Genomic DNA, 26,838 nt, shown 5'->3' on the forward strand with positions numbered 1-26,838 from the left:
GGCCTGGTATCGGCTGCGCGACAGCATTTGATGAGACTTTTTTCGGAATCGCGTCCATGAACAAGCAAGAAGAAATCGCCGCGCTGGCGATCCTTATTCACGACCTGCGCAAGCACAAGAAGTGGACCCTGAAGGACCTGGCCGACAAGATCGGTCGTTCGGTGGGCTTCCTGTCGCAGGTCGAGCGCGGTTTGTCGCGGCCCACCGTGGCGGACCTGACCGCAATCAGCGAAACCTTCGGCGTGCCGACCACTTACTTCTACAGCCTGCCCAAGCCTAAAGAGCTGCCGTGGGTCACGCGGCCGGACGAGCGCCGCACTTTGTATTACGCCAACGGTATCACTGACATCCTGGTGTCGCCGCAGATCCGTGCCTCGTTCTCCATGCTCGAAAGTCATCTCGAAGCCGGCGCCAGCAGCGGTGATCGCCATCTGACCGACAGTTCGGAGCAGGGCGGTTACGTCCTCGAAGGCGAGCTGACCTTATGGCTGGGCGACGACGAAGAACCGACCACGCTGAAGGCGGGCGACAGCTTCCAGTTCGACAGTCACACCCGCTGCCGCTACGGCAACCTCACCGAGCAGCTGACCCGCGTGCTTTGGGTCTACACCTGATAAAAACAAAGGATGAACACAATGGACGCTGTCTGCGCTGACCTGCTCGCCGAAGTGCGTGCCTTTCGCCAACGCTACCCCGAGGTGCGTTATGTCGACCTGATTTGCCTGGACATTCCCGGGCACTTCTATGGCAAGCGTTATCCAATCGACATGCTCGAAAAAGTCGCTGCCGGCAGCGTACTGAAGCTGCCGCAGAATTGCGTACTGTTGGGCGTGCAGGGTGGCTTGTTCCCGATCGGCGATTACTGCTTCAACGACGGCGACCCGGATGCCGTGCGCCGTTTGGTGCCGGGCACACTGAAACCGGTGACCTGGGAAGCGCAGCCGCTGGGGCAGATGTTGATCTCTTCGGACGGCACCGAAAAGCCCATCGAATTCGAACCCCGTGAAGTCCTTGCGCAGGTGCTCAATCGCCTGGCGCGCAAAGGCATTCATCCGGTGGTGGCTTTTGAATTGGAGTTCTACCTGTTCGATAAAAAGCTGCGCGATGGTCTGCCGCAATTCCCCCGCGACGACCTGACTGACGACGCCGATGATCAACCGAACCTGCACATCGAGCGGCTCTCTCGCTTCGCGCCGGTGCTGGATGAAATGGTCGAAGCGACGCGGTCGCAAGGCATTGACGCCACCGTGATCACCGCTGAACTCGGCCCCGGCCAGTTTGAAATCAACTTCGGCCATCTCGACGATGGCCTGCGTGCGGCGGATTGGGCGGCGTTGTTCTGTCGCAGCACGCGCGGTGTTGCGCTTAAACACGGCTACCGCGCGAGTTTCATGGCCAAGCCGTACTTGCAGCATCCGGGCAGTGGCATGCATGTGCATGTCAGTTTGTACGATGCCGCCGGGAATAATCTGTTGGCGGCGAACGATCAGCAGCCGTTGCGCCATGCAGTCGCAGGTTGCCTGGAATTGCTGCCGCACAGCATGCCGATCTTCGCGCCGAACCAGAACGCCATGCGCCGTTTGAGCGGCACGGTGAACACTGCAACCAAGGCCAGTTGGGGCTTTGAGGATCGCGATGCGTGCTTGCGCATTCCCGAGTCGGACGTGAAAAACCTACGGGTCGAATATCGCTTGGCGGGGGCGGATGCCAATCCGTATCTGGTACTGGCGGCGATTCTGGTGGGGTTGGAGCATGGGTTGGAGTCGGGCAAAGAGCCGATCGCACCGCTGAACGAAGACCGCAGCAGCGGGATTGATTTTCCAAAGGAAATGTTCGAGGCCGTGCGCGCGATGCAGCATCAGCCGCAGTTGCGTGAGGGGCTGGGCGCGGAGTTTGTCGATGTGTATTGCGAGAACAAGCGCCAGGATCATCTGGCGTTTATGCAGGAAATCAGTGCGCGGGAGTATCGCTGGTATTTGTGAAGGGCGCCGGCTCACGCAGGGCGCCGAATCCGGCTGGCGTCTCTGGAGGGCGGACACCCGAACTGGCGGCTGTACTCGCGGCTGAATTGCGATGGGCTTTCGTAGCCCACTCGATAACAGGCACTCGCCACATCCAGTCCTTCACCCAGCATCAGGCGGCGGGCTTCCTGCAGACGAAGTTGCTTTTGGTACTGCAGCGGACTCATCGCGGTCACGGCCTTGAAGCGGTGATGCAAAGTAGAGCTGCCCAGATTGGCGACCCGGGCAAGTTCTTCGATGCGTAAGGGTTGGGTGTAGTGTTTGTTCAGCCAATCAATGGCCCGCGTCACCCGTCGAGTCTGCGAATCACCGAGGGCTAGTTCGTACAGCCGACGTCCGTGCACACCTCGCAGGAGGCGGTAGTACAACTCTCGTAGCGCGAGCGGCGCCAGCATTCCGATGTCTTTCGGTGTTTCCAGCAGCCGTACCAGCCGCAGCATCGTTTCGAGCAGGGGCACGTCGACTTTTTCAAGGAAAAGACCTAGCTCCGGTTCGTCGGGAACACCCGTTAGAGGCGCGTCGGCGATGACCTGGGCGATATCCGTGGCCTCGAAATCAAAACGGATGCACAGGTAGGGCGCATCCGGGCTGGCCACCAGCACGCGCCCGGCAACCGGAAGCGTCACCGAGACCACCAGGTAACTGAGCGGGTCGTACAGGTAATGGTCGTCACCCAGGCCGACTTCTTTTTGTCCTTGCACGATCAGGCAAAGTGCCGGCTTGTGCACCGTATGGATAAGCTCCGAAGGCGTGTCAAAACGGATGACATGCAGGGGCGCTATGGCGGTCTCGTAGATCCCGGGCGCGGTAAAGCGTTGCGTCAGCAGGCGAACCAGTTCATCGCGATAGATAGCCGTGTTTTGCAGGATGAAAGCATCGCTCTGTTCCATTTCAAGGCTCTCACAAGTGTTCATGAGCGTCTGCCCGGAACTGTCCAGGCAGACGATATTCATCCGACATCATCAAAGTGCTCATTGCCGATAGAGGATCATGCCGGCGTGATACAGCACGTCGTCATGAAAATGCCCGTCGGCAGTGAAGCCGGTGTCGTCCCAGTACTGGATGTAGTCACCGACCATTTCGTAGCGGCCTTGATAAGCGCTGTTGTTTTTACCACGGGCCTCGTCGTAACGCCCAGAGGCCAGAAGTTCGTGACGGATGAATCCATCCGCGGTGACCCACATGCCTGCGTAACGATGCTCAGGCGCGTTTTGTCTGGCGTTTTTCATTGTTCAGTCCTCATTGACGTTGTTCACCTGAGCGGCCTGCCGTGGCCTGTGTCTGCATCCGTTGCGTGCTTTCAGATTACGTAGCCGAGCGCAGCGGTGTTACGACGAAACTGCCGCAGATTTGCCTGATCCTCTCGGGCTTGCCGAGCATGCGGCGGCTCTTTCCTGCAGTGGCTCACCCGGCGGTGACTGTCATGCCGCCGTCGGCCATGACCACCGAACCGACCATGAAGCTGGCACGATCCGAGGCGATGAACGCGACCACTTCGGCGATTTCTTCCGGTTGTGCGGCGCGGCCGATCGGTGCGGCTTCGCCATGCTGGGCAAGAAAAGCAGGGCCATCGTCGACCACATGGTTGAGGATGTTGGTCACCACATCCCCGACGCCAACCGCGTTAACGCGGATGCCGTGGCCAATGACCTCAAGCGCCAGGGTGCGCGTCAGTTGCGCCAGTGCGCCCTTGGAGGCGGTGTAGGCGGCAATGGTGGGAAAGGCGAAGTAGGAGGCGTAGGACGCGATGTTGACGATCGAGCCGGATTTATTGGGCATCATCGCTTTGACCGCTTCGCGGCTGTGCAGGAATGCCGCCGTGGCATTGACCGCCTGAATGCGTTCCCAGTCCTCGCGAGTCATGTCGATGACCAGCTTGTTGATGATGATGCCGGCGTTATTGACCAGGATGTCCAACCGGCCAAATTGCTCGACGGCCAACGCGACCGCACGCTCGGCGGCACCGTCCTTAGCGATGTCGGCCACCAGTGGTACCAGACCAGGGCGGGCCAGCGCTTCCACGTCGGGGTTTATATCTTCAGCAATGACTTTGGCGCCGCGGGCATGCAGCAGCAGTGCGATGGCCTTGCCGATGCCACTGGCCGCGCCAGTCACCAGGGCGACTTTACCTGCCACTTCGTTCGGGGTGCTGTGCTTGATGTCGGTCATGATGTTCTCCAGCATTGTGATCAAGTAGGGGATAAGCCGTGTCTTTCAACGGCGACGGGCCTACTGTCTCGCAGCGCGGCGAAGCCGGCTTTCGTGAGATTGCCTACGCTGTCGGGGTTTTGCGCCGAATATCAGTGAGGACGGTTCGCCGCTCGGTTCAGCCAGCGGGAAAAGCCCGATATCATCGATCCGGCCTCCCTTATGAAAAGGACCTGTTCATGCCAACTACCGGCCGAGCGTCCCTGGAACGACTGTCGATATCCAGCCAGGATCTACGCATCACTGGGGAGTCGATGCGTGAATACCTGCCAGGCCAGACACAGGCGTTTCCACCGCGCCTCGAAATCAAGGACGTTGTGATTCAGCTGTTCACCCATCGCAGCGTCATCGAGCCCATTCTCGTGCCTGCGGTGGTGGAACCGCTGCTCGTTTTGGTTCTGGCGGGGGCGGCGAGGGTGGAGGAGCGCCTGCCGGGTGGGGAATGGGAGGCGGCAGAAGTCAGTGCCGGCGATTTTTTCCTCACCAGTTCTGATGAGCCCTATGAAATGCGCTGGCAGACGTACGGAGGCGATACCTTCGAAGTCATGCATCTTTATTTGGGGTTGCCGCTGATTGAGCAAGCGTCACGGGAGTTGTTGGGGGAGCATGCCGGGGATGTCCGATTTCGCGATGTTTCCGGTGCACGGGATGGGCGCGTCGCGTATGTCATGGAGCAACTGCGCACCGAACTGGTCGGGGAGCGCTTGCCCAGTGCTCTGTTCGTCCGGTCTCTGGCTCAGGCGCTGGCCGTACATCTTGTGCGCAGCTATCGCGCCGAGACCCGACCCGGACGTCGAGTCAACGCCTTGCAAGCCTACAAGCTGCGCAAAGTCACTGATGCCATGAGTGCGGATCTGGCCGCTGAGTTCAGCCTGGCAAAGTTGGCCAGACTGGCCGAACTGAGCGAGTACCACTTCAGCCGCCTGTTCAAGCGTGCGACGGGACTGTCGCCTTCGCAGTACTTCATTCGCTTGCGCATGGTTCGTGCACGGCACTTGTTGCTGGAGACCCGGCTTAGTGTCATCGAGATCGGGCTGGAGGTCGGCTACTCCAGCCCCAGTCACTTCTCCCAGGTATTTCGTCGCGAGGTGGGCGTAACGCCCAGCGATTTCCGTGGCGCTTGAGTGCCGGTCCGCCACAAAGTTTGCGGGAGATGAACACAGACACGAATAGGCAAAAGTTGCGCAGGTTTTGGCACGCGCCGAGCAGGCCAGTGCCCTTAATCTTTCGACGTACCCCGCAGCAACGCCCGCGTCTTCGGCGGTCGCAGCTGAACTTCAATGCAGAGAGCAGGAGCTACGGATATGTCGAACATTCAAAACAAAGTCGTCCTGATTACCGGTGCAAGCAGTGGTATTGGCGAAGCGGCGGCCAGATTGATCGCCGCCAAAGGTGCCCATGTGGTACTCGGCGCCCGCCGTACCGAACGTCTGGACAAACTCGTCGGCGAGATCCAGGCCGAAGGAGGCTCGGCCAGTGCCTGCGCACTGGACGTGACGGATCTGCAGTCGATGCACGCGTTCGTGGCGTTCGCCAAGGCGCAACACGACAAGGTCGATGTGATCATCAATAACGCTGGCGTGATGCCCCTGTCTCCTCTGACTTCGTTGAAGGTCAACGAGTGGAACCAGATGCTCGATGTCAACGTGCGCGGCGTGCTGCACGGTATTGCCGCCGTCTTGCCGGACATGGAGGCGCAAGGATTCGGCCAGGTCATCAATATCTCGTCGATCGGCGGCCTCGCGGTTTCGCCGACAGCCGCGGTGTACTGCGCGACCAAATTCGCGGTCAGGGCTATCTCCGATGGCCTGCGTCAGGAAACGGACAAGATCCGCGTCACGGTGGTGTGCCCGGGCGTCGTCGAGTCCGAACTGGCCGATACCATTTCCGATGAGGTGGCCCGAGAGGAAATGAAGGCCTTCCGGCGCGTGGCGCTCAACGCAGACGCTATTGCGCGAGCGCTGGTCTATGCCATCGATCAGCCCGACGATGTGGATGTGAGTGAGATTGTGGTGCGTCCGACGGCCAGTCCGCACTGATTAGTCCTGACAGCAGGGTGCGCTTGGGTTCGGAGGCAGTCGTTCATGGACGGCTGCCTTTGCGGCCTGGGGTTTTGGATCGCAAACGCCGCTGAATATAAGCGCCGTTACGAAAATGAGTTGCGGTGTCATTTTCATAAGCTTTGGCAGTTGGTGTTTTTCTTACCGACGGCTGTCGGCAATGTCCTTGCCCTGCGACCGCGGTTGTCAGCGGATGAACTACGCTCCAGGAACAACCCCGCAGATCGAAGAAACAGTGCGCGCGGTCGAGATGACCAAAGTGATGGAGGGAACCAACGGGCCGCTCTTCGGTATCCGGCATCCCTGATTGTCACCATCGGAGTACGCTCCGTGAAAATCCGACAGCCGCTGTTTATGCTCGCTTTGCTCGTTGCCGGTTGTACGACCATCAATGTTCCTCACGAACCCAGTCAGGCCATGCCAGCGAACGGTTCAGCGTTCGGTCGTTCTATCCAGGCCCAGGCCGCTCCTCATCAGGGCCGATCGGGGTTTCGTTTGTTATCCGAGAGTGCCGAGGCGTTTTCGGCCCGCGCCGAGCTGATTCGCAACGCGCAAAGCAGCCTCGACTTGCAGTACTACATCGTCCACGACGGCATCAGCACGCGAATACTGGTGAGCGAATTGCTGACCGCCGCCGATCGTGGCGTGCGCGTGAGAATTTTGCTCGATGACACCACCAGCGATGACCTCGACCGGATTATCGCGACGCTCGCTGCGCACCCGCGGATTCAAGTTCGCGTGTTCAACCCGCTGCACCTGGGCCGCAGCACTGTCGTGACGCGAACGATGGGCCGGCTGTTCGACCTGTCGCAGCAACATCGACGCATGCACAACAAACTGTGGGTGGTGGACAACTGCGTGGCCATCGTCGGTGGGCGCAATTTGGGCGACGAGTATTTTGATGCGCAGCCCGACAAGAACTTCAGAGACATCGACATGCTCAGTGTCGGCCCGGTTGCAGAGCATCTGGGCCATAGTTTTGACCAGTATTGGAACAGTGCTCTGAGCAAGCCCATCGAGCAGTTTCTCTCGATCAGACCGTCGCTCACGGATCTGAAAAACAGTCGCACCCGGCTGGATGAATCTCTTGAGGAAACGCGCAAGCAGAATCATGCGCTTTACCAGCAACTGATGACTTACACCACGCATCCACGCCTGCAGGTCTGGCGGCGGGAGCTGATCTGGGCCTGGAACAAAGCGCTGTGGGATGCGCCGAGCAAGGTCTTGGCGAAGGGCGAACCCGCTCCGCACTTGCTGTTGGCCACCCAGTTGGCACCCGAGCTGAACGGGGTTACCGAGGAACTGATCATGGTCTCGGCCTACATGGTGCCGGGCCAACCGGGGGTGGTGTACTTGACCGACCGTGCCGACGCCGGCGTGTCGATCAGCTTGCTGACCAACTCACTGGAAGCTACTGATGTGCCTGCCGCGCACGGTGCGTACGCGCCGTATCGGCAAACCTTGCTGGAGCATGGCGTGCAGTTGTTCGAGCTACGGCGCCAAGCCGGCGACAATGGTGACAGCGACGACAGAGGCGGCGGGCCGCGCCTGTTTCACAGCGGATCTTCCAACAGTTCCGACTCCAGCCTGCATAGCAAGGCGATGATTTTCGACCAGCAGAAAGCATTCCTCGGCTCGTTCAATTTCGACTCGCGCTCACTCTTGTGGAACACCGAAGTCGGGGTGTTGGTCGATAATCCGCAACTCGCCGGACGGGTGCGTGAACTGGCCCTGGAAGGTATGGCACCGGCGCTCAGTTACCACACTGTGCTGGAAAACAATCAGATGGTCTGGGTCACCGAGGATGACGGTAAACAGCATACGTTGACCAAGGAGCCGGGGAGTTGGTGGCGACACTTCAATTCGTGGCTTAGCAGCACGATCGGGTTGGAGAAGATGTTGTAGAGGCACTTGGGGCATCGACGAACGACGACGGCGTGGTCTCTGTTGGCGGCCACTGCGTTGCTTTCACGATCAGAAAGAGGATACAGGGATGAGGGACACGGTGCGGCTATTCAGCCTGTTGCTATTGGTTGCGGGCAGCAGCCTCATCGCCATCGTTCCGGACGCACAGGGGCAAACCACCCCTCAAGCCACCCAAGAGATACAGGCCTTGCTGGATTTTGTCGAAACAGCCCAGTCCATAAATTGTTAGTCAATAGGGAGCGTGAGCGTCTGAAACGCAAGACAGGTGCCGCCAAAGCGTAATTGCCGACACAAGGGGTGAGAGGGGCTGCTATCGGCTGTGGATTCAACCGATCTGCACCTAGCGATTGCAGCTTTTCTAGCTACGCTTGCCAGCAAGAGATTGGTGCAAGCACGCCGACTCCTTAATTGTCTGGCAAGGGAGCCAACAACCATGGATAGCACTCACGGCGTTTATCCATCAGCGACCGTTCTGGTGGTCGACGATACAGCCGATAATCTGATGCTGATCGCCGAGTTGCTCAAGGACAAATATCGGGTCAAAGCCGCCAACAGCGGCGAAAAAGCCCTGCGCCTTCTTCAGGCCGACCCGCTTCCCGATCTGATCCTGCTGGACATCATGATGCCCGGCCTGTCCGGTTATGACGTTGCCGAACAGCTCAAGCTTGACGCTCGCATTCGGCATATTCCGATCATTTTCCTCACCGGTAAGCAGGTTGAAGGGCGATCCCTGCAATGATCCTCAGAAATCATAGCAAGGGCACGCGCAGGCGTTTTTAAACACTATGGGCCCAAAGGAGTCGATCACGCGCGCGCCGTGTTTTCCGCGTTTGGATCCAAGTAAGGCCATAAAACATTTTTGGGGTGATTCAGCCAGCTGTTGGAATACGCATATACTACGTGCATTGTGGGTAGTAACTATTTGATTTTGTATAGAGATTGTCGATGAACACAGCTGATCTGCTTGAGTGTGTAAAAGAGACCAGTTCTGAAATGACGCGAGGGAATATAGATGAAGCTATTCTTCTACATTTCGATTTGATAATGGAAAGCTATCGGGAAAAACCTTTTTTCTATAAAAATCTTCTTAAGTATGACAGGTTTATGGTAGCTCTTTCTTTGTTGAGTTTTAACTACAGAGATGAACAAGTACCGTTGTCCACAGTGAAAGCGTTTTGCCAGACGCGCGGTTATATGTCTCGTAATAGTCTAGACTCTTATTTCTCTTTTTTGGTCGTCAGCGGCTATATGAATACTCAGCTACACGTTCAGGATGGACGTCAGCGTAGTTTCCAACCCACGGAAAAAACGTTGTGCGCTGCCACGCTGCTGCTCAAGTCGTATTTACTGCCGTCGCAGATGATCTCTCTGTCCGATAGCTGGTTGCCAGAGTTAGGAAGGTCAGCGGATTTACTACGGGTTTATGCTCGTGGATTCGCCAGAATACTTGAATCAGGCTTCTTGCTCGATAAACTTTTACCTGAAGCAAAATGGATTCTCAATCGGGATGGTGGTCACTTGCCGATGCTTGCACTTTATACCGATGCCTTGCGAAACGGTTCTCTGGAAACCGGTTACAAGGTCTCATCATATCTTGAGATTTCGTCGCGTCTGGGAGTATCCAAGACGCATATGCAACGCATGATCAAAGAAGGACAGTTACAGGGTTACTTTAAGTGCGACAAGCGTTTTGTTGAATTGAGTCCGGCGTTTATCGATCTGATCAGGCGGGCAATGTCAATCTGTTTTGCAATTACTCGGGTCGGTATGGAGCTAGGTGTCTCCGAGTACGAGGTTAAGAGTAGGACTGTCGATGTTTGCAGTTTTTAAGATTCAAGTTTGATAGTTAATTATTAATAAACAATCCTCGCAAAAGTTTTTTGATTATAAAAGCATTGTCCTGTTTTGCGCTTGCTCATCCCGGAGGTCAGTGTGTTTAATCATCGAATCAAGAAAGCTCTTTTTAACTGTCAAGAGGAACTGACGGCGTTGCTCAGTACGCTCGCCGGTATCGAGTCAGTTTTTCTATCGATACGTGTCGATACAGCAGGACGAATCGTTTCGACCAACCAGCGGTTTGCAGAGGCGCTTGGGTATTCGTTGGAAAGGCTGTCGAACATGGCCGTGAGCGACATTACTGATCAGCCGAACAACGCTTTCGCGCCGAACTTGTGCGCTATCGAACGGCAACGGTATCGCACCTGCGACGGCCGAGCTGTGACACTCACCATCGGTTGGATCACCGCAGCAAACCGTACTTTCCAAGGCTATGGCATGGTTGCCCCGTCCCTGACACGGGATGAACAGGAGGCCATCGAAATGTTCAGCGCGCTAAACCGTTCGATGGCGATGATTCAATTCAACCTTGCCGGTGAAGTCATTTATGCAAACGAGTCTTTCGTTCGAGCCATGGGTTATGGCCTTGCGGAGATAGAAGGTCGCCATCACCGCATTTTCTGCTTGGCGGATGACGTGGCTTCAGCGCATTACTCCGAGTTCTGGCAGAGTCTGAACAAGGGTGTGTTTAACGCTGGGCGCTTTCGCCGGGTTGATAAAAGTGGAAAAGTGGTGTGGTTGGAGGCCACTTACAATCCCATCAAGGATGCTTCTGGGCGAGTTTATAAAATTGCCAAATTTGCGAGCGTAGTGACAGAGCAAGTCGAGAAGGCCGAAGTAGTCAGGCAAGCCGCAACTATGGCTTACGACGTGTCGCTGGATACCGATGTGAAAGCTAACAGGGGTATGGATCTGGTCGCCGATTCAGTGCTCGGTACGCAAACTATCGCACAACAGATGGCGTCAATAACCGACAGCATGGCTGCGCTTGAATCGCAGTCGCAATTAATCGGTTCAATCGTCGACACCATCGGCGCCATCGCCACCCAGACCAATCTTTTAGCGCTTAACGCCGCTATCGAAGCGGCACGCGCTGGGGTACACGGGCGAGGTTTCGCAGTAGTGGCCGATGAAGTGCGCAAACTTGCCGGCCGCACCAGTGTGGCCACGCAAGAGATCACTGGCGTGGTACGGCAGAATCGTGAATTGGCGAGTCAAGCCGCATCACGCGTCCAGTGCAGCAGAGACCAGGCCGACGTTTTGCTGGAATTGTCCGAGCAGGCAGGCATGGCGATGTCTGCTATCCAGCTGGGCGCCAAGCAGGTCGTGCAAGCAATTGGCAGGGTCACCAGCGACCTGGATTAAACTTTTTATGCCGCGCAGTAGTGCTTCCAAGTTGATAAGTCGTAGGCGACGCAATTGTTGCATGTGTTCTTTTTCTGGTTAAAAAATGATCTTCTGTATTCGAGAGTATCTACGTCATGGATGAACTCTCGCTTTGATATTGCAATTACATCCAGGTCGTTTCGAAAAAGGAGTTTTAGGATGCCGGCGATTTTCAAGATCAGGCCAAGAATGCGAACATTGCTATCACCAGCGGTTACCAAAATTGAAATGGCGGGGTTTGTTGCCTGGATAGGCGTTTTGCTGATTGATCCCATGACTACGCTGAACCTGCCAAACATTCTCGTTACGTTATCTTTGTTGTTGGTTTGGCATGTTCACCGGGTTATCGCTGATTTCTGGATCTGGAGAATGCTCGGCGGCGTCTATATTTTTTTGTTGTCATTGGGTTTTGCGCATGTCATTGCGGATAATGTCGAGTTGCGCGTTTTCACACTTCCGCTGGCTGTAATTATCGTGTTAAGCAGCGCCATTTTATTTGTTTCGGCTCAAGACTATTTGCTATCCGCAGTGCTTGTCTGGATATTAATGTGGCCCACTCTTGACGTCGGTCTGTATCGCGAACTCGAGGTTTATCTGGCCATTTTTTGCATTGCTTCGATGTCTATCGGCTTTACACTGAGCTTTACATATTTAAGAAATATGCGTTCGGTGCTCTTGGTGGAGAGTGAGTTCAGAATGTTGGCGGAGACGGATTTTCTGACTTCGATACTTAACCGACGTGCCTTTATGGAGACCTTCAAGAGTGCATTGGCAGGAGGTCATAGCGGTTATTTCATAATGTTGGATGTTGACAGCTTCAAACAGAAAAACGATCAGTATGGTCACGATGTGGGCGATAAGATTTTATGCGCCATGGCCGCTTGCCTGAAATCTACTCCAGGCAGCCACAGTGTCGGGCGGATTGGCGGGGAGGAGTTCGGTGTCTTGTTGTTGGGCGGCGATGACGCCGTTGCCCATGAATACGCGTTGCGCTTATTGGCAGGCATCCGCAATAGTGTATTGCCCCCTCATCGATACACCTGTAGTGCCGGGATTGCGCAGTTCTCGGCAACATCGGATATGTCAGCAGTGCTTAAATGCGCAGACACCAATATGTATAAAGCCAAGCATGACGGTAAAGATCGAGTGTTTCAGGATGGCAAACGGATCAAGCCGCCATTCCCTGTGACTACATGATGAAGGCTTGACTGGAGGACGACTGTGAAAATCGTGTTCGAAGACATCGAATCTCCCCCTTGCTGCTTATTGACGCTGGGCTCCTTTACATTAATGTTTGCGAGTCGTTCGGATGCTGAAAACTTTCTCCGGTTCCTTATGGGGCACGACGACATCGTTCAATGCTCCATAGTTGAGTGACCACTCTGGCCGATATCCGCCACTCAACCCTTCAACGACATTGGCCTGTCCCCACCCGGAGGCAAGCCAAACAGCCTCCGCACCCCGTTAAGAAACGCCCCATAAGGTCGACCCAGCACCAGCATCATCACCGCCGCACCCAGCGTGCCGCGCACCAGGCCTTCTCCCGATGCACCACTGAAGGCAATGATCGCCGCATAGATCGGCACCTGAAAGCTGACCAGGGCGATGCTGTCCCATATCAATCTCGACAGCCGACCCTGACCGGCGCGCGTCATCAGCCAATCGCGCCAGACACCGTAAGGTCGCGCGACCGGAATCATCAGCGCCGCGCCCAGCAGGCGCGCCTGCAGAACCTGATCCCAGGTCATGCCGGCAATGAAACGTTCATTGATGATCCCGGTGGTGGTGAAAAACAGGATCAGCGCTGTGGTGTCTGCGATAAATGCAGTCCGACGCGTTGGCTGTTGCAGGCGTTGCGGCACCTCGATTCTCCTTTCATGGCTTCAGCTTTCTTCAGTTAAACGCCGGCGCTTCTTCGTGCTGTGACAGCGGCTGCACCGCGAGGTGCGGTGATTCGCCGAAGTACTCGATCAGCAGTTCGCTGAGCACGCGGATCTTGCGCGCGGGATGCGGGCCTGGCGCGCGGAGGAGGTAGGCACCGGCTGGTGGCGGTGGATGGTTGGTCATGATCGGCACGAGTGCACCCGAGGCGATGTGTTCGTGGGTCAGGCAATCGGGCAAATAGGCGACGCCAAGACCGGCAACTGCGGCCGCAGCGAGCGCAGTACCGTTGTCAGCCTTGAAGCGTCCTTGCGGGCGAACCGTGATGACCTTGTCAGCCGCTATGAATTGCCAGGCTTCGGTGCCTTGCATGAGTGCCTGATGGGCGTGCAGTTCGTCCGGGGTTTCGGGGGCACCGTGCGCCTTGATGTAGTCCGGACTTGCGACGAGCTTGGTGTAGACCGGGCCGATACGCCTTGCGATCAAGTTGGAGTCCTGCAGATATCCCACGCGAATGGCGCAATCGTAGCCCTCGGTAATGAGGTCAACGAAGCGATCGCTGTAGCAGGTCTGCATGTGCAACTGAGGGTGACGGCGAGCCATTTCCGCCAACACCGGGGCGAAGTGCGTCGGCCCGAACGACAATGGTACCGCTACGCGCAAGCGACCGCGAAGAGCGCCGGCGGGCAGGATGGTTTCCCTGGCGATATCGATTTCGCTGCAGACTCGGGCGGCGTAATCGCGGAACGTCGCGCCGGCCTCGGTGAGCGATGCCCCGCGCGTCGAGCGAGCCAGCAGTTGCACGCCCAGCTCTGCTTCAAGCCGGGCCAGCCGACGGCTGACGATTGATTTCGAGACCCCGAGCCGCAGCGCCGCTTGTGAAATACCCCCGGCATCCGCTACGTCCACAAAGGTTTGCAGTTCTTCGATATCCATTTCCGCGTTCCCCTTGGCGCGACACAGTTCGCCTCGGGATGCTACTACTGCGACGGATAGGGGAACAGCACAATGGGTTTTCCAGGCACGGCGTCACTCGCGTGCGTTCTGGAACCATTAGCCGCACGGGCTTCCGCCGTTCACCCACGTGCGTTACCCCTACAAAAGGACCTGCAAATGGCAAGCGAAGCAATCCGCAACCCCCACACCGATCAACTGCTGACGCCCGAGAATTCAGCGTTGATCATCATTGACTATCAACCGGTTCAGGTGTCTTCGATCCGCTCGATGCCGCGTGATGAACTGGTCTTCAACATCACCAGCGTCGCGAAGGCGGCCGTCAACTACAACCTGCCGATCATCCACTCGACCGTGAATGTCGCGACGGGCCGCAACAAACCACCGATTCAAGAGTTGCAAGCGGTACTCGGTCATCTGCCCACCTATGACCGCACGTCGATCAACAGTTGGGAAGACACCGAGTTCAAGCAGGCGGTCAAAGCGCTCGGGCGCAAGAAACTGATCATGACCGCGCTGTGGACCGAAGCCTGCCTGACCTTCCCGGTGCTCGACGCGATTCAGGAAGGCTATGAGGTTTATGTGCCGGTCGATGCGGTGGGCGGCACTTCACTGGCCGCGCACGAGGCGGCGTTGCGCCGAATGGAACAGGCGGGGGCGAAGCTCATCAGCCGGGTGCAGATGTACTGCGAACTTCAGCGCGACTGGGCGCGAGACGTGAGCGTGCCGGGCTTTATGGGCGTGTTCGAAAACTTCGATGGCTTCAACGCTGAAAAGGCGCTGCAAGCGTCGGGCAACAAGGCCTGATTAAGCGGCTGTTGCTGAAGGTGGCGCTGGGGACAATCGGCGCTGCCTTCATTTGGCCTGTCTCGACACCTGAAAATAATCTGAACGGCCTCGGAACCTGCTCGCCTAATGATTAGCTTGTGGTCAATCGCACAGGCGCTGTGTCAATAACGGCACACTCCGAGAGGTGGTCAACGTGGCTAAAGACGAAAAGAAAAGCAAAGACAAAAAAGGTGACGCTTCGAAAGCCAGCAAGGACTTGAAAGACAAAAAGTCATCACCTGAAAAGAAATCAGCGGCGGCTTCGGCGCTTTCGAAGTCCTCCGACAAGGACAAGAAAGACAAGAAAAAAGACGCCGAGCCCAAGAAGTCTGCCAAAAAAACCGATAGCAAACCTGAGAAGGCCAAGGATTCCAAGAAGGCTGATAAGCCGGCTAAAAAGAAAAAGTGATCTTTTTCCGTCTGCCAGGGCTTTACGCCCTGGCTTCCTTTTCGACAACCCAGCGACAGAATACTGTTGATGGCTAAGGCCATGGAGTGTTGCCATTCGTCCATTGGCTGGCACTCGCGGTGACGGATCGTCTCTGAGGTTTATGCGCGGAATTTCCGTGCTTCAGCAGGAGAGCCAGCATGGACATTGATGAGAAAGCGCCGGGCAACACCTCTCAGCAGCCAGTTACCCGCACCACCGACAACGAGACCGCCCATGATCCGCGGCGCGATCAACCTGAGGTGCCGCTACCGGCGGACGACGATGCGCCGGTCGATGAAGACATGAGCGATGTCGATGCCAATAACTCGGTCTCGAGTGAACATCCATAGCCGAGATAATAGAAAAGCCAATAAAAAACCCGGCATTCGAACCGGGTTTTTTATTGCCTGCTATTTGGAGATCAGAGCGCCGCTTTCACCTGCAAACCAAACACCAGCGCATTGTCGATGTCCTGCCCGGAAAACGCGCCTGGCTCGATGACGTACTGCACGTTCGGGCGCAACGTCAGCCAAGGCGTGGCTTGATAGCCATAACCGAGTTCGATCAATTGCTCGGCGCTGTCCAGGTTCGGGAACGCCGTGCCGTTGTTCAATGCGGCGTCTTGCAGCACGTCACGGCTACGCGGGTTCGGCACGGCGCGACCGTAACCCAGAGCGACGGTGTCACGCGGGCGACCTTCGAACGGTTTGTACAAAACCACGCCGGTGCCGTACCACTTGCTGAACGGTGACGCCGCTTCGCTGGCCGCCGAGTATTGGCCGAAGGCATGCAGGCTGCGGCCTTCGGAAGTCGGCGAGTTCCAGACCGCCTGATCGATCAGCAGGTAATGACCGCCGCGACCGGACACTTCATTATCGCTGCCGATGCGTTTTACATCGGAGCTGTCGTAGTAGTAACCGAGCTTGTATTCGCCAGGCAATTCACCCGCGTGCTTGTACACCAACTCGATCGGCACCACGGTGCCAGTGGTGTGTTTCGGGCCAAGATGCCAGGCACGGCTGGAATTGCCGTTGCTTTCCGGGTCGACGTTGAACGCCGCCACGCGCAGTTGCCACGAGGACGACAGGTCGTATTTCACCCGTACACCCAAATGGGCATTGGGGTAGTTGGTCCAGCCGCTGCCGCCGGACATGTTCAGCGGATGGCCGCAGAAACCGGCGTTCATGAAGTTGCACAGAATGCCGCTGTCGAGGCCGCCGAGGTCGTTGCCCATGGCCATGTAACCGAGTTTCACATTGAGCGCCGGGGTAAACAGGCTGCGCTCGTAACTCAGTTCGGTCAGGCGCGTGTACAGGCCGCCGTAGTTTTCCTGGATCGGCAGTCGGTTGCCGACCAGATCTTCCGAGGCGCTGTTGCCGCGGCGGTCGTTGATGGTCAACTGGACCTTGCCGGCGTTGTCGACGCCGTACAGTTTGCTCAGGTCGAACTGCACGCCGAGCTTGATGTTCTGCGAGTAACGCGCCGAGCGATGCAAACCGCCATCGGCGTTGTAAGCCATTTCACCGCTGTAATCGCCGGTGAATTTAACGCCTTGTTCATCCATCTGGTGACGCAAGCCACCCCAGTCACCGGTGAGGGTGCTGCGGGTCAACAGATCGGAATCGTTGTCAGCCAGCGCGGGGAGGGTAGTGGTGCACGCGACGCCCAGCAACAGGCCTTTGAACAGGTCGGAACGGGAAAAACCAACAGCCGATAGCATGTAAATCTTCCTGCAGAAAACTTGAGCAATAGGGGGAAAGCAGCGCGGCACCCGAAGGTGCCGCGCTCAAAGCAAGCGTCCGCGCTTAACGTGGACGCAGTGGTTTACGGCAAGGCGTAAGCCATCACGTAGTCGCCGCGATCGGTCGACTGACGCGCACCACCGGCGGTGATGACGATGTACTGCTTGCCGGTTTTCGGCGAAACATAGGTCATCGGGCCGCCCTGGCTGCCGACTGGCAGACGTGCTTTCCAGACTTCTTCACCGTTGCCGCTGTTGAAGGCGCGCAGGTAGAAGTCCTGGGTGCCGGCGATGAAGATCAAACCACCTTGGGTCGACAGCGTGCCGCCGAGGGTTGGCAGACCGATCTTGATCGGCAGGTGCATGCGGATGCCCAGTGGACCGGTGTCTTCAACGGTGCCAACCGGAACCTGCCAGGCGATTTTCTGGGTCTTCATGTCGATCGCCGTCAGCGTGCCGAACGGTGGTGCCTGGCACGGAATGCCGGCCACCGACAGGAAGCGGTTCTTGTTCACGGCGTACGGCGTGCCTTTCAGCGGAACGGCGCCCATACCAGTGTTCAGCGCTTCGCCACCGCCAGCGGCCTGGCCTTTGTTCTGCGACGGAATCATCTGAATCCACAGACCCAGACGCATGTCGTTAACGAAGATGAAGCCGTGCACCGGGTCAGTGGAGATGCTGCCCCAGTTCATGCCGCCCAGCGAACCCGGGAAACTCAGCGATTTATCGGTGCCCGGCGCGGTGTACAAACCGTCGTAGCGCATGCCTTTGAAGTCGATGCGGCAGAGCAGCTGGTCGAACGGGGTAGCGCCCCACATGTCCGATTCAGTCAGGTGCTGCGCGCCGATTTGCGGCATGCCCAGCGATTTCGGCTGAGTCGGGGAGTACGGTTCGTTCGGGATGTTCGCTGCTTTTACCGGTACTTCTTTCACGTCAGTCAGCGGTTTGCCGGTGGCGCGGTCGAGCACGTAGATCTGCCCGGCCTTGGTGCCGATGACCAGCGCCGGTACGGTTTTGCCGTCCTTGGTGAAGTCGATCAGGCTCGGCTGCATCGGCAGGTCGAAGTCCCAGAGATCGTTGTGCACGGTCTGGAATACCCAACGCTCGTCACCGTTGGTGGCGTCCAGCGCGAGAATCGAAGCACCGTAGGTGTGATCGAGTTTGCTGCGCTCGACACCATAGATGTCGGTCGACGAGCTGCCCATCGGCAGGAACACGGTGTTGGTGGCCGGGTCGTAGGACATCGGTGCCCAGCTGTTCGGCGTGCTGCGCACATAGGTGCTGCCGTCGGCCGGAGCCTTTTTATCCTGCGGGTTGCCCGGATCGAAGGCCCAACGCATAGCGCCAGTCATCACATCGAAACCACGGATCACGCCGCCTGGCATGTCGGTTTGCACGTTGTCAGCTACGCGACCGCCAACCACTACGGTGGTGCCGGCCATCAACGGCGCGGACGACAACTGATAGTAGCTGTCCGGGACATCACCCAGACCAGCCTTCAGATCTACCTGACCGTTGTTGCCGAAACCCTGGCAGAACTCGCCAGTGTCAGCATCGACCGCGATCAGACGGGCATCGATGGTGTTGGTCAGCAGACGACGCTGGCAATTGGCGGCCGGTGCAGGCTTGGCTTCGATGATCGACGAGTTGCTCGGCTGAGCAATCGCTTTGGTGGCGTCGAAATAGGCCATGCCACGGCAGCGCTGCCAGACTTTCGACTGGGCGTTGATCGCGTTCTTCCACAGCTCTTTACCGGTGTCGGCATCGAGGGCGATCAAGTTGTTGTGCGGGGTGCAGATGAACACCTTGTTGCCAACCTGCAGCGGGGTGAGCTGGTCTTCAGCACCGTTGCCATCGCTCTCGGCGACGTCACCGGTGTGGTAGGTCCACGCGACTTTCAGCTTGTCGACGTTGGTGCGGTTGATCTGGTCCAGCGCAGCGAAACGGCTGCCACCTTCGGTATTACCGTAGTGCGCCCAGTCCTTTTGCGCTTTGTCCGGCTCGACCGGGGTCAGGCCCGGGCCAGTGCCGGTTGCCGCCACGGTTGGATGGGCGACGAACATATTGCCGGCCGCCACAACCACGCCGACCGCCAGCACCGCAGCCACGGCGTAAGCGCCGCGACCCGCAACGCCACCGTTGGCACGCTTGAGCAGCGGATAAACCAGCGCCACGACCAAACCGATCACACTGAACATGAACAGGCGCGAGAACACCGGCCAGAACACCAGCCCCGCGTCGCTCACCGCCCAGATCGCGGTGCCCACCAGGAACGCGGCGAACAACCACGCGCCGGCAAGCTTGAAGCGCGCGATCAGCAGACCGGAAACGGTCATGACCAAGCCACCCACCAGGAAGTACCACGAGCCTCCCAGGCTGACCAACTTCACGCCGCCAGCAGCGAGCGCCAAGCCGAGCAGGGCGATGACGACGCCCAGCCCGATCAGAATGAATTTTGATATGCCCGAGAGGCGTTGACTCTGCTTCACGTTGAGTGTCCCGTTGAAATGAGGCGCGCATTATATAGTTAGGTAACTACCTAGTTAAATCACAAATTTCAACGTGAAGCGTAGTTCGAGCTTTCGACTCGTGCCTGAGGAGGTCTCAGATGTGGAAATGTCTGTCGAAATACGCACAAAAATCGCTGTTCCGTCAGATTGATTGTGAGTTGTGACAGATATCCTCTGCCGTGCACTCAGGCGTAAATCATTTGCGCCGGGTTGTAAATGCGACGAAGAACCGCCCGGTAGCCCGACCCAGAGCGGTCAATGGATGCGCAGAGCTATATGGATATGCTTTTTTAATCTTGGAATTCACTACCGTTTACCGCTCAACTGGCGCCTTTTTGATAGGTGTCTAGTTATGTCCGAGCGATGTGAGGTGGTGGTTCTGGGCTTGGGCGCCATGGGTGCCGCCACGGTTTATCAGCTGGCGAAAGCGGGAGTGAACGTTGTCGGTATTGATCGTTATCACCCGCTGCACAACCTCGGTTCCAGCCATGGCGACACGCGCATTACTCGGCTTTCGGTGGGCGAGGGCGCGCAATATGTGCCCATCGTGCGCAATTCTAATCGCATTTGGCGTGAGCTGGAGGTACTGACCGGGGAATCGCTGTTCGAGCAATCGGGTCTGTTGGTGCTGACGTCGAGCGCCGAATTTGATCCTGAGGACAAAACCGACTTCACCCTGCGCACCATCGGCCTGGCGCAGACCTACGGCATCGAGCACGAAGTGCTGTCCGCCGAACAGATTCGCCAGCGCTTCCCGCAGTTCGCCAACGTGCACGACTCGGCCATCGGCTATTTCGAACCGGGTGGCGGCTTCGTGCGCCCGGAACGCTGCATCGATGTGCAGCTCAAACTGGCCGAGCAACACGGTGCGACGCTTTATAAAGGCGAGACCGTCACGGCGATCAGCTCGAACGAGGAGGGTGTCACCGTCACCACGGACCGGCGCACGCTGTTTACCAACAAACTGGTGATCAGCGCGGGCAACTGGAACGGCGAACTGCTCGGTGCACCGTATGAGAACCTGCTGAGTGTTTACCGGCAGAAGCTGTTCTGGTTCGAGCTGGAAGAGAACGCCGGACTGGTCGGTCACTCACCCACGTTCATCTTCACCCACGGTCGCGGCGACGACAAAATCAACTATGGGTTTCCCGCACTACCCGGCGAAAGCAGCATGAAAATCGCCACCGCGCAGTACCACACCTCAACGTCCGCGCAGGCCATCGACCGTACGGTTTCGGCGGCCGAAGCGCAGCAGATGTACGAGCATCAAGTGCAAGACCGCATCGCCGGCCTGACCTCGAAAGTCCTCAAGTCTGCGGTCTGCGCCTACACCGTGACGCCAGACCGGCATTTCATCATCGACGAGCATCCGTCGTTGCAGCACACCCTGTTCGTCTCTGCGTGCTCCGGGCACGGTTTCAAGCATTCCGCCGCGCTCGGCGAAGCGTTTGCCCAGTGGTGCATGCGCGGCTCGAGCGACCTGGATCTGTCCTCTTTCTCCCTGAAACGCTTCGAAGGAAAACTATCGTGAAACGCGTCGCGCTCTCCGTAGCACTGCTGGTCGCCGCCATGGGCAATGCCTATGCCGAAACCCTGAAAATCGCCGTGGTGCCTGTGCCCCATGCCGAGATCCTCGAGTTCTTGAAGCCGGAGCTGGCCAAGGAAGGGGTGACGCTGGATGTCAAAGTGTTCTCGGACTACATCCAGCCCGACCGGCAGACGGATGAAGGCTTGCTTGACGCCAATTACTTCCAGAGCAAACCGTATTACGAGGCCTACAAAAAAGACCGGCCGAGCAGCGATCAAGTGCCGATCGTCGCCGTGCACATCGAACCGTTCGGCGCCTATTCGAAGAAGATCAAAAACATCAGCGAACTCAAGGATGGCGCGACCATTGCCATTCCCAACGACCCGACCAACTCCGGTCGGGCGCTGCTGCTGATCGCCAAACAAGGCCTGATCACCCTGAAGGATCCCGACAACATCATGGCCACGCGCCTGGATATCGTCAGTAATCCCAAGCATCTGAAGTTCCAGGAACTCGAAGCGGCCATGCTGCCACGGGTGTTGAATCAGGTCGACATGGCGTTGATCAACGCCAACTACGCACTGGAAGCCAAACTGGTGCCGCACAAAGACGCGCTGTTTATCGAAAGCTCGGAGTCGCCGTACGCCAATTACCTGTACGTGCGTCGCGACAAGGCCAGCGCGCCGGCGGTGCAGAAACTTGGCGCATTGCTTAACTCACCGCAAGTGAAGGAGTTCATTCTTGAGCGTTATCACGGTGATGTGGTGCCGGCGTTCTGATTGATTCGGGAACCATCAGACACCCTGATGGTTCCCGACGTCTCAAGCGTTTTCTTCAATCCGACGCACGTCACCCAACGAATCCCGCTGCATCGATTGCAGGTTTTTCTCGATGGTTTCGCACAGGGCTTCCATCTGAATCTGGTGTTCGCTGTGGCGAAACGGGCTTTGCAGATCGGTGCCGATGCGCTCGATGGCCAGCAGCATGAAGCCGACCACGGTCGAGGCCAGCGGCGTAAACCAACCCAGTGACTCGACCAGACCGACCGGCACGATCAGGCAGAACAGCGAAATAAACAGTCGCGGAAAATACACATAAGGGTAGGGCAGCGGCGTATTGGCAATCCGCTCCATGCCACCCTGACTGTTGGACAGGTCCACCAGCGTCGATTCCAGTCGTGCCAGACGAATGCTGTCCAGACGCCCGGCCTTGTACTCCCGAGCGAGCAAAGTCGCCGAACCGGTAAGGATATCGTTGGCAAAGTTATTGGTCGTGCCACTGCGCGCGAATTCATTGGCGGGAATAAACGCGCGGACTTCCTCAGGGCAAGGCTGGCCTTGCAGATGCGCGGCGAGGCAATTCACATAGGCGACGTGGCGGCGCAACAGGGTCGACTTGACCGGATTGACCTCGCCATCGGGATCATCCAGCAACGTCAGCACCTGCCGGGCGAAGCTGCGCGAATTGTTGATCATCGACCCCCACAGCGTGCGTGCTTCCCACCAACGGTTGTAAGCGCTGCTGTTGCGGAAACTGATCAGCACGATCAATGCCGAACCCAATAACGTCAAGGGCATCAATGGCAGATTCAGTTTGGCGTTGAGGAACAGCATGAAGTCGACGGTGACGGCAATGTCCCAGAGCAACAGCCAGAACAACGCCCAGCCGACGTAGCCCAGAGTCTTGATGATCAAACGGTATTTTCTGACGATGGCTGCTTTCAAACGGAAACCTCGTGGCGAGCGGTAAGCGATAACGCCTTAGCTCGGACGCTGTTTTCAGGGGAAAGGTTCGCTAAAACGCTTCAGCTTTCGTCGCCGCCGGCTAATCGGCCCGTACACGATTGAAGGAAAATGACAGGGACCTTTTCATCAGTCTGGCCATTGGGGTTTCGATCTTTTCGTGAATGACATAGGACGCAGCGATCATCAAAGCCACGGTGCCCCAGAGCAGCAGGTGCGAATTCACCGCCGGATAGGCCATGTTGAAGATGATGAAACCGATCATTTGATGCAACAGGTAAAGCGGGTACGTGAGGGCTCCCAGGGATGTCCAGTTCATCTGGCCGATGGCGGCCGTTTTGTTGGTTGCGATCAGAAGGAAGGTCATGAAGAACACGATAATGACGCTGCCGATGATCGAGGGATCGTACTCCGTCGCATACTTGCTTTCGATCGACTCGGCCCAGGTAATAGCGGTGAAGGTGGCCAAGGCCAATGCTCCCGCCACCAAGGCAATGCGCGGTTTTGTCATACCTTTCGCCCAGATCAGGTAGAACGTCGCACCGGCGATGAAATAGGCCGCGTAATCGGTGATAAGAATCGAGCGCAGCTTTTCAAAAGCGAGGACTTCCGCCGTGGCCGACACCAGTAGCCAGAGCACGAGGCAGGGTTCGATTTTGTCTATTTTCTTGAAGGCCAGGAGAATCGAGATCATCAGGTAAAACTTGATCTCTACAAACAGCGACCAGTACACGCCGTCGATAGGCGGGACGCCGATCAGGTCGCCAAGGAACGTCATGTTGATCAAGTATTGATAGACATCGGCGCTGAATCTGGGCTGCCCGAAGGCCAATGTGATCAGAAACGTGAGCGTGCAGCACACCCAGAATGCCGGGCACAGGCGCACCACGCGGGAGATGAAAAACACTTGCAGATTGTTGCTCGACGCGGTCATCAGGATGACAAATCCGCTGATCATGAAAAACAGCTCCACGCCCAGGTAACCGTACTTGGCCACTTCGGCCAGTAGCGGATAGGGCATGACCGACATGTCGCCCCGCGCATAACCGCGAAACGCGTAGTGAAAAATCACCACGGCGAGCGCTGCCAGGAAACGCAGCAAGTCCAGTTCATTCAGTCGTCGGTTGTTCATGTATGGGCGCTCCGGACGTGTTAGCGCTGATCGAGAACTGACGACCCTGCCGAGTGAAATTCGACCCAAGGCGAAAGCTATGGCAGCAGGAGGGGCATCGACTGTCCCGGCGTTGTGTGACGGTTAAGGACCGCGTTGCCACATGTGGATGTAGTCGACCTCGAAGGTGGATGGCAGATCCGCGTCATCGACTACGCCAAACCACTTCCACATGGCCTCACTGTCAAAGACGATCTGCATCGGGAAGAAGAAGTGGCGGTTCTTCGATTCCCTGACCAGCACGCCATCGACGTACCAGCGCAGAGTGTCGGGCTGCCAATCGAAGCCGTAGACATGAAAGTCACTGGCCAGGCGCCAGGGGCTGATCCAGGTGCTGCCGTTGGCGATGTGTTCTTTACTTTGCGGCGTGGCCCATAAGTGGGCGTTCATGTTGTAGGAGCGGTCCGAGGCGGCGTTTTTTGTCTTGCCGCCAATTTCGAAGATGTCGATCTCGGTGGCGTTGTCGGCCATGCCCGTCCACGCCAGCCAGAATGCGCTCGACGCTGCCGAGTTCATCGGTTTGGCGCGTGCTTCGTAGTAGCCGTAGAAACCGCGTTCACGGGTACGGACCATGGCTGAGGTGTAATCCTTGAACCCGAGCTCGACGTACTTCTGCGGCAAGGGTTCCTTGCGAAAGACAATGTTCAGATGGCCGTTGCTGACGCTGGCATTGCGCGGCGTGAACAGCGCCGGTTTGCGTCCGAGCGATTCGTTGCCGATGGCATTGTTGACGTGCCAGCGCGCGGGGTCGAGGCTGCTGCCGTTGAAGTCGTCGGACAGCGTCGTGTTGAATGCCCAGCGCCCGGCATTGGCCTGGTCGGACAGCGGCAGATAGGCGTGCTGATGCGTCGGAACTTTGCCGAGCGGACCGACGCGGGTCCACGTATCGGCGTGGGTAGGAACGGCCACCGACCATTTGTGCGCAAGGTACTGGAAAGCCTGCTGGCGCTCTGCGAGGGACGCAAACGGCCGGTCGTAAACCAGCACCTCGGCGATATCGCCGCGAAAGTTTTCTGACGTGCCGACGGCATTGCGCCCGACCGCATACGGGCCGATCGGCACATCGTGCAGTTCCAGGACGGAAACCGTCGGTTCATACGCGGTGGTTTGCGCCAGGCTGATGGCGAAGTTGGGCAGCACATTATCGTTGTGGGCGGTTTGCGCACGTGAACTGAACAACCGTTGCCACGGATCGACCCCGGCTTGTTCGGGTAACCGGCGGGACACGATCAACACCGTGACAGGCCCTTTTGCGCTGCGAATGCTTTTGCCCAGAAACGCCGAAGTACCACTGAAACGCACGACCGCATGGCCATTCACGGCGTTTTCCAGGCGTTGCGGCTGCTCGGCGCCTTCGTCGACCATCGCGTCATGGGACTGGCCGGACTTATCGCTCCAGCGCTGCACGCGATTCTGCGCATTCAGGGTCAGGCTGGACGCATCGGCCGCGTCCAGCCACAGCACCAGCCCGGCAATCGGGGGCGCAGGTGCTGCGCTGCACGCCAGTGATAGCCACAGCAGCAGTCCCGGCAACGATCGTTTAATCATCATTTGAAGGCAAGCAGCGCGGGTATTTCGAAGGAAGACTGATACCCCTGCGGATTGCACGACTGCCAGCGCCAGGCATCGACAATCATCTGCTGCAGGTCGCGTTGCGCGGTCCAGCCCAGCTCGCGTCCGGCCTTGGCCGGGTCGGCCCAGCACTTGGCAATGTCACCTTCGCGACGCGGTGCAAAGCGGTAGGGAATGCTGATACCGGTGATGTCCTCGAAACTGTGGATGATCTGCAGCACGCTGTAGCCGACACCCGTGCCGAGGTTCCAGAAATGGATGCCGTGGTTGTGCTGCAACACCAGCAGTGCCTTGAGGTGGCCAATGGCAAGGTCGACCACGTGGATGTAGTCGCGCACGCAGGTGCCGTCGACGGTGGGATAGTCGCTGCCGTACACCGTGAGTTCCGGTATCCGGCCAATGGCGACCTGGGTCAGGCACGGCAGCAGGTTGTTCGGGCGGCCACGCGGGTCTTCGCCGATCATCCCGCTTTCGTGGGCGCCAATCGGATTGAAGTAGCGCAACAAGCCAATGCTCCAGCGCGGATCGGAGTCGCACAAATCCGTCAGCAGCTCTTCGATCATCAGCTTCGTGCGGCCATAGGGATTGACCGGTTTGCCGGTGCCGAAGTCTTCGGCAATCGGCGTACGGGTCGGCTCGCCATACACCGTGGCCGATGAGCTGAACACCAGACGGAACACGTTGTTGCGCGCCATTGCCCGGCACAGGTCAAGCGTGCCGGCGACGTTGTTGGCGTAGTAGTCGAGCGGCTTGCGCACGCTTTCCGCTACCGACTTGAGGCTGGCGAAATGCACCACGGCATCGATGTCGTAGCGCCGGAAAATGTCGTCCAGCAGCTCGGAATCACGGATGTCGCCCTTGATGAAATCGATCCGGGTCAAAGTCAGTTGTTCGAGGCGCGCGATGCACTCCTGACAGCTGTTGCACAGGTTATCGAGCACCAGCACCCGGTGCCCGGCATTGATGAGCGCCAAAGCGGTATGCGAGCCGATGTAACCGGCCCCGCCAGTAATCAACGTGGTTTTGCGCATGGTGAGGTCTTCC

Annotated in this window: 23 protein-coding genes and 3 pseudogenes; 15 read left to right on the top strand and 11 right to left on the bottom strand. The window is 57.7% G+C overall.

Annotated features, from left to right (window positions below; translation table 11 throughout):
* Positions 1–56 precede the first annotated feature (56 nt).
* The gene (locus ACRRSD_RS00005; RefSeq protein WP_435036561.1) at positions 57–614 is read left to right on the top strand and encodes a helix-turn-helix domain-containing protein; all 558 of its coding nucleotides are present in this window, start codon (positions 57–59) and stop codon (positions 612–614) included.
* A gap of 21 nt (positions 615–635) precedes the next feature.
* Entirely contained in the window at positions 636–1,982 is a 1,347-nt protein-coding gene (locus ACRRSD_RS00010) for a glutamine synthetase family protein (RefSeq protein ID WP_435036562.1), read from the top strand.
* An 11-nt stretch (positions 1,983–1,993) separates the two neighbouring features.
* Here ACRRSD_RS00010 and ACRRSD_RS00015 read toward each other — a convergent pair whose 3' ends face one another.
* The 3 genes from ACRRSD_RS00015 to ACRRSD_RS00025 all read right to left on the bottom strand — a co-directional run bounded on the left by ACRRSD_RS00015 (position 1,994) and on the right by ACRRSD_RS00025 (position 4,190).
* Complete coding sequence (locus ACRRSD_RS00015) at positions 1,994–2,911, bottom strand: AraC family transcriptional regulator N-terminal domain-containing protein (RefSeq protein WP_435038561.1); 918 nt, start codon at positions 2,909–2,911, stop codon at positions 1,994–1,996.
* Between the two features lie 81 nt (positions 2,912–2,992).
* Positions 2,993–3,250: an Atu4866 domain-containing protein gene (locus ACRRSD_RS00020; RefSeq protein WP_435036563.1), complete on the bottom strand. Its 258-nt coding sequence runs from the start codon at positions 3,248–3,250 to the stop codon at positions 2,993–2,995.
* Positions 3,251–3,425: 175 nt separating this feature from the next.
* A complete protein-coding gene (locus ACRRSD_RS00025) occupies positions 3,426–4,190 on the bottom strand; it encodes an SDR family NAD(P)-dependent oxidoreductase (RefSeq protein WP_127927465.1) in 765 nt (254 codons plus the stop codon).
* A 218-nt stretch (positions 4,191–4,408) separates the two neighbouring features.
* Between ACRRSD_RS00025 and ACRRSD_RS00030 the strand changes: the two genes are divergently transcribed.
* From ACRRSD_RS00030 to ACRRSD_RS00065, 8 genes and pseudogenes are all read left to right on the top strand, one after another.
* Positions 4,409–5,353 (top strand): helix-turn-helix domain-containing protein, encoded by a 945-nt coding sequence (locus ACRRSD_RS00030; protein ID WP_435036564.1) that lies wholly within the window; start codon positions 4,409–4,411, stop codon positions 5,351–5,353.
* 180 nt (positions 5,354–5,533) lie between these two features.
* Entirely contained in the window at positions 5,534–6,268 is a 735-nt protein-coding gene (locus ACRRSD_RS00035; protein ID WP_435036565.1) for an SDR family oxidoreductase, read from the top strand.
* A gap of 351 nt (positions 6,269–6,619) precedes the next feature.
* On the top strand, positions 6,620–8,194 hold the full coding sequence (locus tag ACRRSD_RS00040) for a phospholipase D family protein (RefSeq protein WP_435036566.1): 1,575 nt from the start codon (positions 6,620–6,622) through the stop codon (positions 8,192–8,194).
* A 454-nt stretch (positions 8,195–8,648) separates the two neighbouring features.
* Positions 8,649–8,921 (top strand): annotated as a pseudogene (locus ACRRSD_RS00045) (response regulator); the annotation flags it as partial.
* A gap of 239 nt (positions 8,922–9,160) precedes the next feature.
* The gene (locus tag ACRRSD_RS00050) at positions 9,161–10,045 is read left to right on the top strand and encodes a hypothetical protein (protein ID WP_435036567.1); all 885 of its coding nucleotides are present in this window, start codon (positions 9,161–9,163) and stop codon (positions 10,043–10,045) included.
* Between the two features lie 489 nt (positions 10,046–10,534).
* Positions 10,535–10,870, top strand: a pseudogene (locus tag ACRRSD_RS00055) (PAS domain-containing protein); the annotation flags it as partial.
* Between the two features lie 180 nt (positions 10,871–11,050).
* A pseudogene (locus tag ACRRSD_RS00060) lies at positions 11,051–11,416 on the top strand (methyl-accepting chemotaxis protein); the annotation flags it as partial.
* Between the two features lie 180 nt (positions 11,417–11,596).
* Entirely contained in the window at positions 11,597–12,634 is a 1,038-nt protein-coding gene (locus ACRRSD_RS00065; RefSeq protein ID WP_435036568.1) for a GGDEF domain-containing protein, read from the top strand.
* 203 nt (positions 12,635–12,837) lie between these two features.
* Here ACRRSD_RS00065 and alaE read toward each other — a convergent pair whose 3' ends face one another.
* A complete protein-coding gene (alaE, locus tag ACRRSD_RS00070) occupies positions 12,838–13,299 on the bottom strand; it encodes an L-alanine exporter AlaE (protein WP_435036569.1) in 462 nt (153 codons plus the stop codon).
* A gap of 31 nt (positions 13,300–13,330) precedes the next feature.
* Positions 13,331–14,254: a LysR family transcriptional regulator gene (locus ACRRSD_RS00075; RefSeq protein ID WP_435036570.1), complete on the bottom strand. Its 924-nt coding sequence runs from the start codon at positions 14,252–14,254 to the stop codon at positions 13,331–13,333.
* A gap of 177 nt (positions 14,255–14,431) precedes the next feature.
* Here ACRRSD_RS00075 and ACRRSD_RS00080 point away from each other — a divergent pair, with 177 nt between their 5' ends.
* The 3 genes from ACRRSD_RS00080 (at position 14,432) to ACRRSD_RS00090 (ending at position 15,880) form a co-directional block, all read left to right on the top strand.
* Entirely contained in the window at positions 14,432–15,079 is a 648-nt protein-coding gene (locus ACRRSD_RS00080; protein ID WP_150649294.1) for a hydrolase, read from the top strand.
* A 166-nt stretch (positions 15,080–15,245) separates the two neighbouring features.
* Entirely contained in the window at positions 15,246–15,509 is a 264-nt protein-coding gene (locus ACRRSD_RS00085; protein ID WP_435036571.1) for a hypothetical protein, read from the top strand.
* A 179-nt stretch (positions 15,510–15,688) separates the two neighbouring features.
* Positions 15,689–15,880, top strand: a complete 192-nt coding sequence (locus ACRRSD_RS00090) for a hypothetical protein (protein ID WP_435036572.1) — start codon at positions 15,689–15,691, stop codon at positions 15,878–15,880.
* A gap of 71 nt (positions 15,881–15,951) precedes the next feature.
* On the opposite strand, the gene ACRRSD_RS00095 is transcribed toward ACRRSD_RS00090, so the two are convergent.
* Positions 15,952–17,250: a carbohydrate porin gene (locus ACRRSD_RS00095; RefSeq protein ID WP_435036573.1), complete on the bottom strand. Its 1,299-nt coding sequence runs from the start codon at positions 17,248–17,250 to the stop codon at positions 15,952–15,954.
* A 104-nt stretch (positions 17,251–17,354) separates the two neighbouring features.
* Positions 17,355–19,760: a glucose/quinate/shikimate family membrane-bound PQQ-dependent dehydrogenase gene (locus tag ACRRSD_RS00100; protein WP_435036574.1), complete on the bottom strand. Its 2,406-nt coding sequence runs from the start codon at positions 19,758–19,760 to the stop codon at positions 17,355–17,357.
* 373 nt (positions 19,761–20,133) lie between these two features.
* Here ACRRSD_RS00100 and solA point away from each other — a divergent pair, with 373 nt between their 5' ends.
* On the top strand, positions 20,134–21,312 hold the full coding sequence (solA, locus tag ACRRSD_RS00105) for an N-methyl-L-tryptophan oxidase (RefSeq protein ID WP_435036575.1): 1,179 nt from the start codon (positions 20,134–20,136) through the stop codon (positions 21,310–21,312).
* Entirely contained in the window at positions 21,309–22,088 is a 780-nt protein-coding gene (locus tag ACRRSD_RS00110; RefSeq protein ID WP_435036576.1) for a MetQ/NlpA family ABC transporter substrate-binding protein, read from the top strand. Before solA ends, ACRRSD_RS00110 begins: the two co-directional genes overlap by 4 nt.
* Positions 22,089–22,130: 42 nt before the next feature.
* On the opposite strand, the gene ACRRSD_RS00115 is transcribed toward ACRRSD_RS00110, so the two are convergent.
* From ACRRSD_RS00115 to galE, 4 genes are all read right to left on the bottom strand, one after another.
* Positions 22,131–23,033 carry a bestrophin family protein gene (locus ACRRSD_RS00115; protein ID WP_095118968.1) on the bottom strand — a complete coding sequence of 301 codons (903 nt, stop codon included), beginning with the start codon at positions 23,031–23,033 and terminating at the stop codon, positions 22,131–22,133.
* Positions 23,034–23,133: 100 nt separating this feature from the next.
* Positions 23,134–24,183, bottom strand: coding sequence for an acyltransferase family protein (locus tag ACRRSD_RS00120; protein ID WP_435036577.1), 1,050 nt, complete (start codon positions 24,181–24,183; stop codon positions 23,134–23,136).
* Positions 24,184–24,306: 123 nt separating this feature from the next.
* Entirely contained in the window at positions 24,307–25,773 is a 1,467-nt protein-coding gene (locus ACRRSD_RS00125) for a family 16 glycosylhydrolase (protein ID WP_435036578.1), read from the bottom strand.
* A complete protein-coding gene (gene galE, locus ACRRSD_RS00130; protein WP_435036579.1) occupies positions 25,770–26,825 on the bottom strand; it encodes a UDP-glucose 4-epimerase GalE in 1,056 nt (351 codons plus the stop codon). Before galE ends, ACRRSD_RS00125 begins: the two co-directional genes overlap by 4 nt.
* Positions 26,826–26,838 lie beyond the last annotated feature (13 nt).

The sequence above is a fragment of the Pseudomonas neuropathica genome (genome assembly GCF_051174785.1).
In the GTDB taxonomy this organism is placed as follows: Bacteria; Pseudomonadota; Gammaproteobacteria; order Pseudomonadales; family Pseudomonadaceae; genus Aquipseudomonas; species Aquipseudomonas neuropathica_A.

Bases quoted from the DNA above. Each gene is read 5' to 3' on its own strand.
- ACRRSD_RS00050 (WP_435036567.1), top strand. From the start codon at position 9,161: ATGAACACAGCTGATCTGCTTGAGTGTGTAAAAGAGACCAGTTCTGAA.
- ACRRSD_RS00125 (WP_435036578.1), bottom strand. From the start codon at position 25,773: ATGATGATTAAACGATCGTTGCCGGGACTGCTGCTGTGGCTATCACTG.
- ACRRSD_RS00095 (WP_435036573.1), bottom strand. From the start codon at position 17,250: ATGCTATCGGCTGTTGGTTTTTCCCGTTCCGACCTGTTCAAAGGCCTG.
- ACRRSD_RS00035 (WP_435036565.1), top strand. From the start codon at position 5,534: ATGTCGAACATTCAAAACAAAGTCGTCCTGATTACCGGTGCAAGCAGT.
- ACRRSD_RS00090 (WP_435036572.1), top strand. From the start codon at position 15,689: ATGGACATTGATGAGAAAGCGCCGGGCAACACCTCTCAGCAGCCAGTT.
- ACRRSD_RS00065 (WP_435036568.1), top strand. From the start codon at position 11,597: ATGCCGGCGATTTTCAAGATCAGGCCAAGAATGCGAACATTGCTATCA.
- ACRRSD_RS00015 (WP_435038561.1), bottom strand. From the start codon at position 2,911: ATGGAACAGAGCGATGCTTTCATCCTGCAAAACACGGCTATCTATCGC.
- ACRRSD_RS00075 (WP_435036570.1), bottom strand. From the start codon at position 14,254: ATGGATATCGAAGAACTGCAAACCTTTGTGGACGTAGCGGATGCCGGG.
- ACRRSD_RS00080 (WP_150649294.1), top strand. From the start codon at position 14,432: ATGGCAAGCGAAGCAATCCGCAACCCCCACACCGATCAACTGCTGACG.
- ACRRSD_RS00025 (WP_127927465.1), bottom strand. From the start codon at position 4,190: ATGACCGACATCAAGCACAGCACCCCGAACGAAGTGGCAGGTAAAGTC.
- ACRRSD_RS00030 (WP_435036564.1), top strand. From the start codon at position 4,409: ATGCCAACTACCGGCCGAGCGTCCCTGGAACGACTGTCGATATCCAGC.
- solA (WP_435036575.1), top strand. From the start codon at position 20,134: ATGTCCGAGCGATGTGAGGTGGTGGTTCTGGGCTTGGGCGCCATGGGT.
- ACRRSD_RS00010 (WP_435036562.1), top strand. From the start codon at position 636: ATGGACGCTGTCTGCGCTGACCTGCTCGCCGAAGTGCGTGCCTTTCGC.
- ACRRSD_RS00020 (WP_435036563.1), bottom strand. From the start codon at position 3,250: ATGAAAAACGCCAGACAAAACGCGCCTGAGCATCGTTACGCAGGCATG.
- ACRRSD_RS00120 (WP_435036577.1), bottom strand. From the start codon at position 24,183: ATGAACAACCGACGACTGAATGAACTGGACTTGCTGCGTTTCCTGGCA.
- ACRRSD_RS00005 (WP_435036561.1), top strand. From the start codon at position 57: ATGAACAAGCAAGAAGAAATCGCCGCGCTGGCGATCCTTATTCACGAC.
- galE (WP_435036579.1), bottom strand. From the start codon at position 26,825: ATGCGCAAAACCACGTTGATTACTGGCGGGGCCGGTTACATCGGCTCG.